This window comes from Sinomonas sp. R1AF57, assembly GCF_002224485.1.
Taxonomy (GTDB): domain Bacteria; phylum Actinomycetota; class Actinomycetes; order Actinomycetales; family Micrococcaceae; genus Sinomonas; species Sinomonas flava.
This window is the reverse complement of the sequence record NZ_CP022463.1, coordinates 2,844,504-2,859,196: the sequence shown is the minus strand read 5'-3', so window position 1 is coordinate 2,859,196 and position 14,693 is coordinate 2,844,504. Positions and strand designations below refer to the sequence as shown.

Annotated in this window: 13 protein-coding genes; 10 read left to right on the top strand and 3 right to left on the bottom strand. The window is 71.6% G+C overall.

Translation table 11 applies throughout. The features are described 5' to 3' along the window. Window positions 1–8: 8 nt before the first annotated feature. Window positions 9–695: a GNAT family N-acetyltransferase gene (locus CGQ25_RS13145; RefSeq protein WP_208710327.1), complete on the bottom strand. Its 687-nt coding sequence runs from the start codon at window positions 693–695 to the stop codon at window positions 9–11. A 94-nt stretch (window positions 696–789) separates the two neighbouring features. Here CGQ25_RS13145 and CGQ25_RS13140 point away from each other — a divergent pair, with 94 nt between their 5' ends. Then, entirely contained in the window at window positions 790–1,734 is a 945-nt protein-coding gene (locus CGQ25_RS13140) for a rhodanese-related sulfurtransferase (protein WP_208710326.1), read from the top strand. Here the strand turns inward: CGQ25_RS13140 and CGQ25_RS13135 are convergent. After that, on the bottom strand, window positions 1,713–2,297 hold the full coding sequence (locus tag CGQ25_RS13135) for a hypothetical protein (RefSeq protein ID WP_208710325.1): 585 nt from the start codon (window positions 2,295–2,297) through the stop codon (window positions 1,713–1,715). The two genes, CGQ25_RS13140 and CGQ25_RS13135, sit on opposite strands and share 22 nt — an antisense overlap. A 143-nt stretch (window positions 2,298–2,440) precedes the next feature. On the opposite strand from CGQ25_RS13135, the gene CGQ25_RS13130 reads away from it, so the two are divergent. From CGQ25_RS13130 to proC, 7 genes are all read left to right on the top strand, one after another. Next, on the top strand, window positions 2,441–4,009 hold the full coding sequence (locus tag CGQ25_RS13130) for a methyltransferase (RefSeq protein ID WP_208713081.1): 1,569 nt from the start codon (window positions 2,441–2,443) through the stop codon (window positions 4,007–4,009). A gap of 76 nt (window positions 4,010–4,085) precedes the next feature. Further along, window positions 4,086–4,757: a MarR family transcriptional regulator gene (locus CGQ25_RS13125; protein ID WP_208710324.1), complete on the top strand. Its 672-nt coding sequence runs from the start codon at window positions 4,086–4,088 to the stop codon at window positions 4,755–4,757. A 156-nt stretch (window positions 4,758–4,913) separates the two neighbouring features. Next, complete coding sequence (gene topA, locus CGQ25_RS13120; protein WP_208710323.1) at window positions 4,914–7,694, top strand: type I DNA topoisomerase; 2,781 nt, start codon at window positions 4,914–4,916, stop codon at window positions 7,692–7,694. Continuing rightward, a complete protein-coding gene (locus CGQ25_RS13115) occupies window positions 7,691–8,167 on the top strand; it encodes an SseB family protein (protein WP_208710322.1) in 477 nt (158 codons plus the stop codon). Before topA ends, CGQ25_RS13115 begins: the two co-directional genes overlap by 4 nt. Before the next feature lie 7 nt (window positions 8,168–8,174). Further along, on the top strand, window positions 8,175–9,194 hold the full coding sequence (locus tag CGQ25_RS13110; protein ID WP_208710321.1) for a Ppx/GppA family phosphatase: 1,020 nt from the start codon (window positions 8,175–8,177) through the stop codon (window positions 9,192–9,194). Next, on the top strand, window positions 9,191–10,030 hold the full coding sequence (locus CGQ25_RS13105; RefSeq protein ID WP_208710320.1) for a sugar phosphate isomerase/epimerase: 840 nt from the start codon (window positions 9,191–9,193) through the stop codon (window positions 10,028–10,030). Before CGQ25_RS13110 ends, CGQ25_RS13105 begins: the two co-directional genes overlap by 4 nt. Before the next feature lie 461 nt (window positions 10,031–10,491). Then, on the top strand, window positions 10,492–11,322 hold the full coding sequence (gene proC / locus CGQ25_RS13100) for a pyrroline-5-carboxylate reductase (protein WP_208710319.1): 831 nt from the start codon (window positions 10,492–10,494) through the stop codon (window positions 11,320–11,322). A 61-nt stretch (window positions 11,323–11,383) separates the two neighbouring features. On the opposite strand, the gene CGQ25_RS18720 is transcribed toward proC, so the two are convergent. Next, on the bottom strand, window positions 11,384–12,904 hold the full coding sequence (locus CGQ25_RS18720) for an HD domain-containing phosphohydrolase (protein WP_208710318.1): 1,521 nt from the start codon (window positions 12,902–12,904) through the stop codon (window positions 11,384–11,386). Between the two features lie 92 nt (window positions 12,905–12,996). Here CGQ25_RS18720 and CGQ25_RS13090 point away from each other — a divergent pair, with 92 nt between their 5' ends. Then, window positions 12,997–13,863, top strand: a complete 867-nt coding sequence (locus CGQ25_RS13090) for an alpha/beta fold hydrolase (protein ID WP_208710317.1) — start codon at window positions 12,997–12,999, stop codon at window positions 13,861–13,863. Between the two features lies 1 nt (window position 13,864). After that, a complete protein-coding gene (locus CGQ25_RS13085) occupies window positions 13,865–14,686 on the top strand; it encodes an alpha/beta fold hydrolase (RefSeq protein WP_208710316.1) in 822 nt (273 codons plus the stop codon). The last annotated feature ends 7 nt before the right edge of the window (window positions 14,687–14,693 follow it).

Below are 14,693 nucleotides of genomic sequence, written 5' to 3'. Positions count from 1 at the left end.
GCCCGAGGTCAGTCGCTGAGCGACCCGCCCTTCGTGGTGCCGGGGTTGGCGAGCATGAGCACCCCGGAGATGTCGCTCCACCCGAGGTGGTGGTACAGGTGCTGGCCGTCGGTGGAGGCGATCAGGAGCCCCTGCTCGAGATCGTGCTCGCTCACGGCGGCGGTGAGCGCGCGCATCACGAAGCTTCCGAGGCCGCGGCGGCGGAAGTTCGGCTCCGTGACGATCCGGTCGAAGACGGCGTAGCCCTGGGTGACCGCGACATGTCCGCGGGCCGCCAGAGTCCCGTCCACTGTCCCCACTGTGACCGTCGCACTGTGGTCCTCGAGGTCCGTGGTCAGCTTCAGCTCGTCGTCGTTGAGCCACGGCTCTTCGACGTCCTTGCCCTCGAAGTCCATGATCATGAGCTCCTGGTCCGCGGCGAGGACCGCGAGGCCGTGCTTCTCAGCGAGGGAGCGGTAGGCCGCGTGGTCGTCGGTGAGGACCGTCAGCAGGCGCGGCGCGGAGTCCTTCACGAACGCTGCGAGACGGGCGAACTCGTCATCGCTCGGGTTTGCAGCGAAGACCTCCCAGTCCCCGGACTTGTCGAGGAGCTGCACTGCCTTGAAGGCATCCACGTCTCCCACCGGGTAGTGGCGCGTCGAAGCCCATCCCTCGACCCAGATGCCCAGAAGCTCGCTCAGAGTTGCCTCGCCCATAGCCATGACCATAACGGGTACGACCGAGGCCTGATAAGGGCCGTGACAGAACTGTCACCGCATCGCCCAGGCACCGCCCGGCTACCCTTGATGGGTGGCTCTGCACCGTATTGTCCTTTTCTACTGCTTCACCCCTCTGCCGGATCCGGAAGCCGTCCGGCTGTGGCAGCGCGCCCTGTGCGAGGGGCTCGGACTCCGCGGCCGCATCATCGTCTCCCCGGACGGGATCAACGCAACGGTGGGCGGCGAGCTCACGGCCGTGAAGCGGTACGTGCGCGCCACGAAGGAGTATCCGGCGTTCCGTGCGCTCGACGTGAAGTGGTCGGAGGGCGGCGCGGAGGACTTCCCCAGGCTGAGCGTGAAGGTCAGGCCCGAACTCGTCTCCTTCGGAGCACCCGACCAACTCGTGGTGGACTCCAAGGGAGTGGTAGGCGGCGGCACGCACCTCACGCCGGAGCAAGTGCACGATCTCGTCGACGCGGGCCGGTCGGCGGGACGCGAGGTCGTGTTCTTCGACGGGCGCAACGCGTTCGAGGCGCAGATCGGTCGCTTCAAGGACGCGGTGGTCCCGGACACGACGACGACGCACGACTTCCTGGACGAACTCGACTCGGGCAAGTACGACCACCTCAAGGACAGGCCTGTCGTCACCTACTGCACCGGAGGGGTGCGCTGCGAGGTCCTGAGCGCGCACATGCGCACCCGCGGGTTCCAGGAGGTCTACCAGCTCGACGGGGGGATCGTGCGCTACGGCGAGCGGTTCAAGGACTCAGGACTGTGGGAAGGCTCCCTGTACGTCTTCGACCGCAGGATGCGGATGGAGTTCAGCGAGGATGCCGTGACCATCGGCCGGTGCGCCCGCTGCGCTTCGCCCACGAGCGACTTCCACAACTGCTCGAATCCTGCGTGCCGCAGCCTCACCTTGTACTGCAGCGACTGTGCCTCCTCTCCGACAACGCTCCGCTGCCCCGAGGGCTGCGACAGCGGGTCCCCCACCGCGGTGGGTTCCGCCGTGAGTCAGGGGCGCACCAGCCGATAGGCGACATTCGACGGCGTGCTCCCCGCCATGAAGGCGATGTCGACCGCCCCGGACCCCGCCAGTGCGACGGTGCGCGCCCAGGGCCGATTGCAGTCGAAGGCCAGATCGACCGCGGGAACGCCCTCGACGGTGGCGATGATCCGGGCCGTGGTCGTGCCCCGGCAGGCGAACCTCAGGGTGGCAGTCCCGGGCGGTCCCTGCGCCGTCAGGGTGAGCTTCGCCCCGTCCGGCCAGACTGCACCGGAGCCGGACGCCACCGAGGTCCCGCCCTCGTCAGGGAGCACCGTGTCGGCCCATCCCCGCAGCGCATAGCCCGAGAGGATCTGGTCCAGCGGCGCCCGCAACCCGCTCCGGGCTGCTCGCTCCCGCAGCTGCGCCGCCTCCCCGGCAGCGGAGGCAGAGGCGGAGGCCTGAGCGGCTTCCCCCGAGGCCTGGGCCGCCGCCTCGCGCTGGCCCAGCGGCGGCAGGCCGTCGTCGTACTGGTAGGAGCAGCCCGCCGCGGCGAGGCCCACCACGACGGCGGCGAGCCGCAGCGCGGCACTCGCCACGGGCGTCGACACCATGCCCCCATTGTGGACCCGCGAGGGCCCCCGGTCTCCGGACCCCCGGTGCCGGGCCGCCCTCCGCCTAGACTTTCGGGGTGACAAGCGCGCCCCCCGACCAGCCCGCACCCGGATCCGCCCCGGGTCCGGAACCGCTCCCGGCCCTGCGGGATGTCCCCCGCTCGGACCGCCCCGGCCTGCTCGCAGCCCTCGCGGAGGACCTGGCCGCCGCCGAGTACCGGGTCGATGCCGTGGCCGGGCTCCTCGGCCCCGAGGCCCATGCGGCGCTTTCCCGCGACCAGATCGTGCCCGCCCTCGTGGCGACCCGGCGCGCCGGCGAGGATCCCGCCCGACGGCACCTGGCCGCCGTCGTGCGCTTCTTCCTGCTCGCCCGGCCCGCGTCGCGCGAGGAGCTCGACGCCGCCCTGCCCACGCTGGGCGCCGAGGGCCTGGTCGCGCTCGGGCTCGGGGAGGCGCACGACGACGGGCGGCTCGCCGCCACGCTCGACCTCCGCCCGTACGGGTGGGACGGGCCAGAGGCCCCGGTCGAGATGTGGGTCGCGTCGGACCTTGCAGCCCACCAGAGGCCAGGTGTGCTCCGGGCCGACCACGTCCTGGGGATCGGCCACGCGTCGGCGACGCTCGTGCAGACGACTGCCCGCAGGCCGGTCGCCCGCGCGCTGGACCTGGGCACGGGGTGCGGAATCCAGGCGTTCCACCTGCTGGCCCACGCGCGCCACGTCGTGGCGACGGATGTCTCCGACCGGGCCCTGGCGTTCGCCCGGTTCAACGTCCTCCTCAACGCGCAGGTCCTCGGCGTCGACCCGGACCAGCCTGAACGGCGCATCGAGCTGCGCCACGGCTCCCTGCTCGAGCCGGTGCAGGGGGAGCGCTTCGACCTCGTGGTCTCGAACCCGCCGTTCGTCATCACCCCGCGCATGGCCGAGGAGAGCGCCGAGGACAGGTTCACGTACCGCGACGGGGGCCTGCCGGGGGACCGCCTCGTGGCTGACCTTGTCGCCGGGCTGGGCGATGTGCTCGCGGAGGGCGGCACCGCCCAGCTCCTCGGCAACTGGGAGATCCCCGACGGCGCGCCGTGGCACGAGCGTGTGCGGACGTGGGTGCCGGCCGGCGTCGACGCCTGGGTCCTCCAGCGCGAGCAGCTCGGCCCGGGGCAGTACGCGGAGACGTGGCTCGCCGACGCGTCCCAGCAGCGCGACCCGGATGCCTACGGGGAGGCGTACGCGGCCTATCTGGACGACTTCGCCTCGCGGGGGACGGCCGCGATCGGCTTCGGCGCGGTGTGGCTGAGGCGCCCTGCTCCCGGGCAGGCGCGTCTGGACCGGTTCGAGGAGCTGACCCATCCCCTCGAACAGCCGATCGGCCCCCACTTGTCCGCGGCCGTGGACCGCGCCGACTGGCTCGCGGCACACCCCGACCTCAGCCCGGAACGGCTCGTCGTGGCCGAGGACGTGACCGAGGAACGCCACCAGCGGCCGGGGGCCGAGCACCCCGGGGTCATCCTCCTGCGCCAGGGCGCCGGCTTCCGCCGCACGAGCCTGATGAGCACGGAGCTGGCCGGGTTCGTCTCCGCGTGCGACGGCGAGCTGACGGCTGGGCAGATCGCGTCGGCGCTCGCGGCACTCCTGGAGCGGGACGACGATGCGTTCCGTCCGGGCCTGCTGGCCGAGGCCGCGAACCTGGTCGCCGACGGGTTCCTCGTGCCCGCGTAAAGCGTGAAAAAAGAGCTTGACATCTCTGAAACTGTGGCGTTAATTACATTCAACATCCGCACGACGAAAAAGCAGCATGACTGAGAAGAAGCGCAGCCCCCGCACCGAGAACCCCGTGCGGATCACCGATCCCAAGGCCATCCGAGCCCTCGCGCACGCGGCGCGGCTCGAGGCCATCAACGAGCTCTACTCGAGCCAGAAGAGCCGCACGGCCACGGAGCTCGCGGCCTTCACGGGCCTCACCCCGAGTGCCATGAGCTACCACCTGCGCGCGCTGAAGAAGTGGGGCATCGTGGTGGATGCGCCGAGCGACGGCGACGGCCGTGAGCGCCGGTGGAAGGCTGCCGGCACGGACCTCAACCTCGACACCGCGACGACCGGCCAGACACCGGGCCTCGCCATCGTGGACATCGAGCTGGAGGCGCTGCGCAAGCGCATCGCAAGCCACGCGAAGCTGCGCGACGCCGCGCGCCGCCGCGGGGAGCCCGACGAGACGCCGGTGATGGTCGTCTCCGGCAACGTCCTCAAGCTCACGCTCGAGCAGCGCGCGGAGTTCAAGCGCCGCATGTCCGAGCTGCTGGACGAGTTCGAGCCGGACGACACGGGGGAGGCGGACCCGGAGGGCACGGAACGGATGTACGTCCTCTGGTCGATGCTCCCCGAGGGGCGGGAGGCTGCCAGGCCCAAGTCCCCGCCGAAACGGGCCGCCGAGAAGGTCGCCGAGAAGAAGGGTGCTGCGGGCTCCTGACGACGCCGGCCATGCCGGGCCGTTGTCCACACGCGAGGGCCGCGGCTTGCACTCCGACCGCAGTCGTATGGTGAACTAGGGACTTGCGCGGTCCGCCGCGCCCCCACGCTCCCGCAAGATCGGGCGGGAGCGGTGCAGCTGTTCTCGAGGAGTACCGTGGCCACCAAGGCTAAAACCGGCAAGAAGCTCGTGATTGTGGAGTCGCCGGCGAAGAGCAAGACCATCGCCCAGTACCTGGGCGAGGGCTTCGAAGTCGACGCCTCGATGGGCCACATCCGCGACCTCCCGCAGCCCTCCGATCTCCCAGCGGAGCTCAAGAAGACCTCGGTGGGCAAGTTCGCCGTCGACATCGAGAACGGGTTCGAGCCCTATTACGTGGTCTCGCCGGACAAGAAGAAGAAGGTGGCTGAGCTCAAGGCGAAGCTCAAGGACGCCGACGAGCTCTTCCTGGCCACCGATGGCGATCGCGAGGGCGAGGCCATCGCGTGGCACCTCCTCGAGGTCCTCAAGCCGAAGGTGCCGGTGCACCGCCTGACCTTCCCCGAGATCACCAAGGAAGCGATCCAGCGCGCCATGGCCGAGCTGCGCGACGTCGACGAGTCGCTCGTCGACGCGCAGGAGACCCGCCGTGTCCTCGACCGTCTCTACGGGTACGAGATCTCGCCGGTCCTGTGGCGCAAGGTGGCCAGCGGCCTGTCCGCAGGCCGTGTCCAGTCTGTCGCGACCCGCCTCGTCGTCGAGCGCGAGCGCGAGCGCATGGCGTTCCGTGCTGCTGACTACTGGGACCTGACGGCCATCGTGGCCCCTGCATCCGGCGACGCTTCACAGGCGCACGACGCCGCCGCGCGGCAGAGCTTCCAGGCCCGCCTCGCGCAGGTGGACGGCAAGAAGGTGGCTTCGGGCCGCGACTTCGACGACCGCGGGCGGCTGACCGCCAAGAACGCCGAGCTCCTCACCGAGGCCACCGCACGGGCCCTCGCCGAGGGGCTCGAGGGCGCCGCCTTCGCAGTCCGGGCCGTGGAGGAGAAGCCCTACACCCGTCGGCCGGCTGCCCCGTTCACCACCTCGACCCTCCAGCAGGAGGCGGCGCGCAAGCTCCGCTTCTCCGCCCGGGTCACGATGCAGGTCGCGCAGCGCCTGTACGAGAACGGCTACATCACGTACATGCGTACCGACTCGACGGCGCTCTCCGACCAGGCGGTCACGGCTGCGCGCCGGCAGGCCTCCGAGCTGTACGGTCCCGAGTACGTGCCCGGCCGTCCGCGCGTGTACGCCTCCAAGTCCAAGAACGCGCAGGAGGCCCACGAGGCCATCCGCCCCGCGGGCGACTCGTTCCGCACGCCGGCGCAGGTCGCCAAGCAGCTCTCGGGGGACGAGTTCCGCCTCTACGAGCTCATCTGGAAGCGCACGGTCGCCTCCCAGATGGAGGACGCCAAGGGCTCCACCGCGACCGTCAGGCTCGGTGCGCAGGCGCTCTCCGGCGAGGCTGCGGGGCGCGACGCCGAGTTCACGGCCTCCGGCACGGTGATCACGTTCCGCGGGTTCCTCGCGGCCTACGAGGAAGGCCGGGACGAGGTCCGCGAAGACTCGGAGAACGGTGGGGGCGGATCCGCTGCGGGCGAGAGCGCCCGGCTGCCGGTGCTGGCGAAGGGCCAGGCACTCGACGCGCTCGAGCTGACTGCGAACGGCCACCAGACCTCCCCGCCCCCGCGGTACACCGAGGCCTCCTTGGTCAAGACGCTCGAGGAGCGGGGCATCGGCCGCCCGTCCACGTACGCAGCGACGATCTCGACGATCATGGACCGCGGCTATGTCCGCAGCCGCGGAACGGCCCTCGTGCCGAGCTGGATCGCGTTCTCGGTGGTGCGGCTGCTCGAGGAGCACTTCCACGACTACGTCGACTACGACTTCACGGCGGAGATGGAGGAGGACCTCGACCGGATCGCTGCAGGCGAGCAGGCCGGCGCGGACTGGCTGAGCCACTTCTACTTCGGCGACGACCACAACCCGGGCCTGACCAAGATCGTCGGCGGCCTCGGCGAGATCGACGCGCGGGAGGTCAACTCGGTCGAGATCGCGCCGGGCATCGTGCTGCGCGTGGGCAAGTATGGGCCGTACCTCGAGAAGCCCCTCCCGGCGGACGCGCCCGAGGGCACGGCCCCCGAGCGGGCGAACGTCCCGGAGGACCTCGCCCCCGACGAGCTCACCGCCGACAAGGCGCGCGAGCTCATGGAGAGCGCCGGGCCGGAGGAGCGCGTGCTCGGCACGGACCCGCTCACGGGTCACACGGTGGTGGCGAAGAACGGCCGGTACGGCGCATACGTCACCGAAGTCATCCCCGAGCCCACGCCTGAGCAGCTCGCGGCCCAGCCCGTGGAGTACTACAAGAACGGCAAGCCCAAGCCGCCCAAGAAGCCGGCGAAGGTCAAGCCCCGCACGGGGTCGCTCTTCAAGTCCATGTCGCTGGACACCGTCACGCTCGAGCAGGCGCTGGACCTGATGAGCCTGCCGCGCCGCCTCGGCGAGGACGCGGAGGGCAACGCCATCACCGTCCAGAACGGCCGCTTCGGCCCGTACCTGAAGAAGGGCACCGACTCGCGCTCGATCGGCTCCGAGGAGGAGATCTTCACGATCACCCTCGAGCAGGCCCTCGAGATCTACTCCCAGCCCAAGACGCGCGGCGGCCGCACGGCGGCGGCCCCCCTGGCCGAGTTCGGCGAGGACCCGGCGTCCGGCAAGCCGATCGTGGTCAAGGAGGGCCGCTTCGGCCCGTACATCACCGACGGCGTCACGAACATCACCGTCCCGCGGTCGACCGCGATCGAGGAGCTCACTCGCGAGCGCGCGATCGAGCTGCTCGCCGAGAAGCGGGCCAAGGGACCCGTGAAGAAGCCCGCCCGGCGGACCGCCGGCCGGACAAAGGCGGCGGCGAAGTGAGCGCGCACGGCGGCGAGCATGTTCCGGCGCACCTCGACCCCACCCCATTGACGCGCCTCGAGGAGGTTCTCGACTCGGCCGCGCGCGGCCAGGGCGAGGAGGACCCGATGGCGCCGATCCTGGAGTTCCTCAACAGCCTCGTGTGCCTGCTCGTCCCGGAGCCGGCCGCGGGGGAGACGGACACGGTGGAGCCCCTCGTGCTGAACAACGCCGACGGGAATCCGGTCGTGGCAGCCTTCACGCATCGGGCCCGCATCCGGCCGGACTTCCTCGAGTTCGCCCCGACAGTGGTGGAGACGCAGGGCGCGCTCCTGCTGCAGAACCTCGGCACCGAGCTCGGGCTCGTGCTCAACCCGGGCAGCGCGTTCGGGTTCGAGCTGAGCACCGAGCACGTCGCCGCGGTGCTGCGCGACTTCCGGCCCGCGGAGCCGGGCGAGCACCCAGACGTTCCGCCCGGTCCGGCCGGGGAATAATAAGCTCATGCGTCTAGGCGTCCTCGACATCGGTTCGAACACCGTGCACCTGCTGCTGGTGGACGCCCATCCCGGCGCGCAGCCCATCGCCTACGCATCGCACAAGAGGCCGCTCTCGCTCGTGAAGTTCCTCGAGGATGACGGAAGCATCAACGAGAAGGGCCAGGGTGAGCTGGTCGACTTCGTCAAGGAGGCCTGGGAGTTCGCCGGGCGCCACAAGGCGGAGGACCTCCTGGCGTTCTGCACCTCTGCCATCCGCGAGGCCGCCAACGGCGACGCAGTCCTCGCGCGGGTCCAGAGTGAGGCGGACGTCATCCTCCAGGAGCTCACGGGACGTGAGGAGGCCGCGATGACCTTCTTCGCGGTCCGCCGCTGGTACGGCTGGGGTGCCGGCACCCTCCTCGACCTCGACATCGGCGGCGGCTCGTTCGAGCTCGCGATGGGCCATGACTCCCTCCCCGCGGCGGCGACCTCCGTGCCGCTCGGGGCCCAGAGGCTCACCCGCGACTGGCTCCCTGAGGACCCGCCCACGGCGAAGAGCATCAAGGACCTGCGCCGCTACGTCCGGGACACGCTGAAGCCCGTGGTGAAGGAGTTCAAGGACCTGGGCGTCCCCAACCTCGTCGCGGGAACGTCGAAGACGTTCCGCTCGCTCGCGCGCATTGCCGGTGCGGCCCCCTCCGGTGCAGGCCCCTACGTGCGCCGCGTGCTGACACGCACCGACCTCGGCCTCTGGGCCCAGCGGATGTCCGCGATGGCGGCCTCCGACAGGGTCCACCTTCCCGGCGTCTCCGAGGCCCGCGCCAGGCAGCTCCTCGCCGGGGCGCTCGCCGCAGAGGCCGCGATGGAGCTCTTCGACATCGATGAGCTCGAGATCTGCCCCTGGGCGCTGCGCGAAGGCCTCATCCTCCGCAGGCTCGACCAGCTCGTCTTCGAAGGGCCGCTCGAGCCGCCTGCCCACATCGGTCCGATCCAGAGCGAGCGGCAACGCGCCGAGCGCATGCACCCCGCGAGGTCCCGCGTATGAGCATTGCTGAGTCCACCCCGGCCCCCCGCCACATCCCCGTCGCGCTCTCCAGCGCATCCGTCTACCCGCTCAGCGTCCACGACGCCTTCGCGGTCGCGGCGGACCTGGGCTTCGACGGGGTCGAGGTGATGGTGACGAACAACTCGACGAGCCAGAAGGCCGACGAACTCGTCCACCTCGCGGAGCGGTACGAGCAGCCCATCGTCTCCATCCACGCCCCCACCCTCCTGCTGACCCAGCAGGTGTGGGGTTCCGCGTGGAACAAGATCAGCCAGTCCTGCCGGATGGCGCTCGACGTGGGGTGCGACACCGTGGTCGTGCATCCGCCCTTCCGCTGGCAGGGCTCGTACGCGGAGACCTTCTCCCAGGGCGTCCGGGACCTCGCAGAGGCGTTCGGCGTCCACATCGCAGTGGAGAACATGTACCCCTGGCGCGTCCGCGGCCGGGAGACCCTCGCCTACCTGCCGCACTGGGATCCGATCGGCCAGGGCTATCAGGACATCACCTGGGACTTCTCCCACGCCGCCACCGCCAGGATGGACAGCCTCGCGGCACTCAAGGCCCTCGGCAACTCGATCCGCCACGTGCACCTCACTGACGGCTCGGGGCGCTCGTTCCGGGACGAGCACCTGGTGCCCGGGCAGGGGACCCAGCGGGTCGGGGAGTGCCTCGCGCATTTGGCGGGGAACGGGTTCGAGGGCGCGGTCGTCGCGGAGATCAGCACCCGCAAGGCCCGCGGAGCGGGAGACCGCGAACATCTCCTGGCGCAGACGCTCGACTTCGCCCGCACGCACTTGGGCCAGCAGGCCGGTGTCGAGGCGGGCGGGGGGATCTGAGGCGCCGGCAGACCGCACCCGAGCTGGGAAGCGCATCTGAGATGCGGGACGCCGGGCGGCCTGCAGGAGACATTGGGGGGAAATCTCCTGGCCGCCCGGCGCTCGGGGTCCAGCCGGCTGACCGGTGGAACCCGTCACTCGCACCTAATGAGTAATTCCACTGTACGGGGCCGTCCCTCAAGGGAAGCCCCGATTTCTCTGAGAGAAGTCTGAGAATCAGCAGGGTGCACATCCGGTTCTTAAATGAGTTCGGCACTGGCAGTCGAGCGAATCCCGAGGGGATTGGAAACTCGAACTGCCAGTGCCGTGGCGGCCGGCCTTGGGGGGAGGCCGGTCGCCCCATCACTCGCACCCTGTGAGGTAGTTACTACTCTAAGGACCGACCTTGTGAGGGCCCTTGGGGACGCATGGGAGGATGCTGGGAATGCGGGCCGCACCCCGTGGCTGGCAGGATGGGCAGCATGACGAATCACATCGCATTCCTCGGCACAGGGTCCATGAACGAGGCCATCATGGCCGGGCTCCTCGCGGCGGGCTTCCCCAAGTCGGACGTCACGGCCACTGTGCGCCGGGGCGAGCGGGCCGCGGAGCTCGCCCAGCGGTACGGGGTGACCGCCATGGCCACGGCGGAGGACGACGACGTCAACGCTCAGGCGGTCCGCGGTGCCTCGGTCGTGGTCCTCGGGGTCAAGCCTGTCGGCATCGCCGACGTCGCCCGCGAGATAGCATCCGCGCTGCGTCCCGATGCCATCGTCGTCAGCGTCGCCGCGGCCGTCTCGATCGCCCAGCTCGAGAAGGCGCTCCCCGCCGGCCAGCCGGTCGTCCGCACCATGCCGAACACGCCCGCGCGGCTCGGGCACGGCGTCGTGTCGGTGTCGGGTGGCACCAACGCCTCGCGCGACCACGTCGAACGCGTCGTCAAGCTCTTCAAGTCGGTGGGCCTCGTCGTCGAGGTGCCCGAAGACCAGGTCGAGGCCGTGGGCGCGCTGAGCGGGTCGGGCCCCGCGTACGTCTTCTACCTCGCCGAGGCCATGGCGAAGGCCGGGGAGTCGCTCGGGCTCGACCCCTACCTCGCCCTCAAGCTGGCCCGCGAGACGGTGGTGGGCGCCGCCCACATGCTCGCCGAGCCCGGTGCGGACCCCGTGGCGCTGCGCCGCGCCGTCACGAGCCCGAAGGGGACCACCGAGCGGGCCATCGCGGTCTTCGAGGAGCGCGGCCTGCCCGCCATCATCGCCGACGGCGCCCGCGCGGCCGCCGAGCGGTCCCACGAGATCACCCGCGAACTCGACTGACCCTTGAGCGAGCTCGACTGACCGACCCCGCGCCCGCCCCCCACGCCCGTACCGGGACGGGCTAGAGGAGATCGTGCTCGACGGCGAACAGGGTCGCCGCCGCACGTGAGGAGACGCCGATCTTGCCATAGATGTGCCGGACGTGGTGGTCGGCGGTGCTGGGCGAGATCCGCAGTGCCGCGGCGACGTCCTTCTTCCGTGCGCCGCGGCACAGGAGCCTCAGGACCTCCACCTCGCGCTCGGTGAGCCCTCCGGGCCATGCGGGGCGCGTCCGCCGTGACCGCACGCCTGCGGAGGCCAGCACGGCGTCGACCGCGTCGGCGTCGAGCTGGGCCGGCGCGAGCCGCAGGAGCCCCTCCGCCGCCCGGGCGGGCGTCCGGGCCTCGTCTGGACGCCCCGGCGGTGCGAGGAGGAGGGTCTGGAAGGCGTCGGCTGCGGCGAGGATGCGCGCCTCCCACGGGATCTCGGCCGCGATGGCTCCGCGGTAGTAGCCGGACCCGTCGAGGCGTTCATGGTGCATGCCGGCCAGCCGCGCGAGGGGAGCGGAGGCCGCGAGGCGCCCGAGGATCCGTTCGCTGTAGTAGGGGTGGAGCCGGAGCCGCTCGTCATGGGCTGGGGACGCAGTACCGGCTGGACCGGCGGGGACGGCGGCGCGACCCAGATCCTGGGCCAGGCCGGTGCTGTGCAGGACGGCCCGGTGGTCGGGCGCCGCCCCGGCGGCGAGGGCGGCCACATCCCGGGAGAAGCCCGCGCGGGCCGGGTCTTTGAGGTCGGCGAAATCGGCGAACACGGTCAGGACCTCGTCGAGCCGATCAGCCGGGATCGAGGCGACGGGCCGGGGCTCGCGCGCGAGCACCGCCTCCCACGGCATATCCGTCAGGCTGGCGTCGATGAGGGTGTCCAGGGAGCCCAGGGCAGCCGAGGCCAGCTCCGGATCGAGCGCGGCGCCTGCCCGCTCGCGCAGCACCGCCGCCAGCGCCTCGCGCCCGCGCAGCCGCCCGATCACCTCCACGTCCCTGGCGAGGAAGACGATGCGGGCCGCGAGCGGGATCCTCTCGCCGGAGAGCCCGAGCGGGAACCCGCTGCCGTCCCAGGCCTCGAACGAGGCGGCCAGGGAGGCCCGGGTCCCTTGGGGGAGCCCGAGCCGCACGGCGAGCATCTCCGCAGCCTCGCAGTGCGCCCGCACGCCCTCGCGCATCCGCTGCTTCCCGGTGGCGAGGAAGCGGGCGGCGAGCGCCGCGCGACGGGGGGCCGGCGTCCCGCCGCCCAGCGCCGGCAGCACCGCCCTGAGGAACTGCGCGGGCGGCGCCCCGAGGACAGGGGCGATCGCCGCGCGGAGGGCCGTCTCGTCGCCTCCGGCGAGGGACGCCGCGTCAGAGGCGTCCGCGGTGCAGCCGAGGAACCGCAGGAGGGCGCTGTAGTACACGGTGCGCAGGTCCTCGGGAGGGATGCGGGCGCCGTCCGCGAGCTCGAGCGCGATGAGGCATGTCCGCAGGCCTTGCTCGAGGGGCTGCCCCATGCCAAGGTCCGTCGCGAGGGACATTGCCCCGATGAACTCCGCGAGGCGCAGGGGCTCGGTCATGGTCCGATCATCGCCCCGCGGGGCGCCCGCGGATAGCCCCGGCGCGCGAACGCGCGATGCGGCCCGGACAGCCCCGGGCACACACTCGGTCCATGGACATCACCCCAGCATCCACCCACCGCGTGATCCTCCTCCCGGGCAGCGTCCTCCCCGCCGCACCGGCCTACGGGGCGCTCCTCGCCGCGCTCCGCACCAGACTCGGCGACGCCGTCCAGGCTGTCGCGAAGGACCTCGAGGTGTACTCGGGCCCGACGCCACCCCGGGACTACTCCCTCGACACCGAGGTGGCGGGCGTCCTGCGCACGGCCGACGGGCTCGGGTGGGACACGTTCCACCTCGTCGGCTACTCGGGCGGGGGAGCCTCCGCGCTCGCCGTCGCCGCGAAGCACCCCGAACGGCTTGAGTCGCTCGCACTCCTCGAGCCCGCGTGGGCGGGCCGGTGGGGGTGGAGCCCGGCGCACCGGGCGCTGTGGGAGCAGTACCGCCAGCTCGAGGGGCTCGGACCGGAGGACTTCATGCGGCGCTTCGTCCGGCTCGGCATCCGTCCCGGGGTCACCGCCGGGCTGCCCACCGGCGGCGGCGAGCAGCCGCCGTGGATGGCCCAGCGGCCCGCCGGCATACGCGCCTTCCTGGCCACCTTCGCCACCTACGACTTGGACCGGGAGGCGCTCGCCCGGTTCGACCGGCCGGTCTACTTCGCGCTCGGGGCGCTCTCGAATCCGGACGACTACGGCGAGGTCGCCGAGCGTCTCTCGGCCGTCTTCCCGCACTTCAGGCCCGAAGTCTTCCCCGGCCGCCACCACTTCGATCCCCCGCACCGGGTCGAGCCGGAACGCGTGGCGGCGTCGCTCGCGGCGCTCTGGGCGGAGGCGCGCACCAGTCCGGTGCGCAGCACACCGGCAGGCCCAAGCTCGGCTTCCACTTCGCCGAGCGCCAGCGGCCTGCGGATGGAGGTGTGAGGTGCAGCCGACGCGCAGGGTGACTGTCGCCTCCGCAGACGGGACGCTGATCGCCGTCTGGATCACCGGGGAGGGCCCGACGCTGCTCGCGGTCCCCGGAACCGCGGCCGACCACACCGTCTGGGACCGGGTTGTGCCACTCCTTGCCCCGCACGCGACAGTCGCCGTCGTCGACCGTCGCGGCCGCGGCGAGAGCGGAGACGTCGAGCCCTACCGGATCGGGCCCGAGGTGGACGACCTTGTGGCCGTCGCCGCCGCACTCCCCGGCCCGGTGCACCTCTATGGGCACTCCTTCGGCGGATACCTCGCCCTGCACGCCGCCGCGCGGGTTCCGAACCTCGCGAGCCTCGCGCTGTACGAGGGCGGACTCCTGCCGCGCAGTGTGCAGCAGTTCTCGGCCTCATTCATCGCCGAGCTCGACCGGCTCGTCTCTGCCGGACTCCGGGAACAGGCGCTCGAGCTCTTCATGACCCATGCCGCTGGCCTGCGAACCTCGGAGCTGGCCGCTCTCAGGGCGCAACCGAACTGGCAAGGGCGGCTCAGGTCGGCGCACACCATCCCGCGCGAACTCAGAAGCCTCGCCGAGCACGGCGCCGATCCAGTGCCGACAGAGCAGATCGCGGTGCCTGTGCTGCTCATCGTCGGGGCGGAGACCGAAGCGATGCGGCGGTCCTGGTTCGAATCCATGGCCAGCCTCTTCGCGGACGCCCGGGTTGCCGTGCTTCCGCGGCAGGGCCACGCTGCCCACATGACGGCCCCAGAGCTCCTCGCGGGAGCCCTCGCGGAGTTCGTAGGCACGGGGACGGCCGCCACCGCCCGCTGATCTCCCC

Excerpts from the sequence above, each read along its gene's own strand:
- CGQ25_RS13145 (WP_208710327.1), bottom strand. The coding sequence starts at position 695 with ATGGGCGAGGCAACTCTGAGCGAGCTTCTGGGCATCTGGGTCGAGGGA.
- CGQ25_RS13110 (WP_208710321.1), top strand. The coding sequence starts at position 8,175 with ATGCGTCTAGGCGTCCTCGACATCGGTTCGAACACCGTGCACCTGCTG.
- CGQ25_RS13135 (WP_208710325.1), bottom strand. The coding sequence starts at position 2,297 with ATGGTGTCGACGCCCGTGGCGAGTGCCGCGCTGCGGCTCGCCGCCGTC.
- CGQ25_RS18720 (WP_208710318.1), bottom strand. The coding sequence starts at position 12,904 with ATGACCGAGCCCCTGCGCCTCGCGGAGTTCATCGGGGCAATGTCCCTC.
- CGQ25_RS13090 (WP_208710317.1), top strand. The coding sequence starts at position 12,997 with ATGGACATCACCCCAGCATCCACCCACCGCGTGATCCTCCTCCCGGGC.
- CGQ25_RS13125 (WP_208710324.1), top strand. The coding sequence starts at position 4,086 with ATGACTGAGAAGAAGCGCAGCCCCCGCACCGAGAACCCCGTGCGGATC.
- CGQ25_RS13105 (WP_208710320.1), top strand. The coding sequence starts at position 9,191 with ATGAGCATTGCTGAGTCCACCCCGGCCCCCCGCCACATCCCCGTCGCG.
- proC (WP_208710319.1), top strand. The coding sequence starts at position 10,492 with ATGACGAATCACATCGCATTCCTCGGCACAGGGTCCATGAACGAGGCC.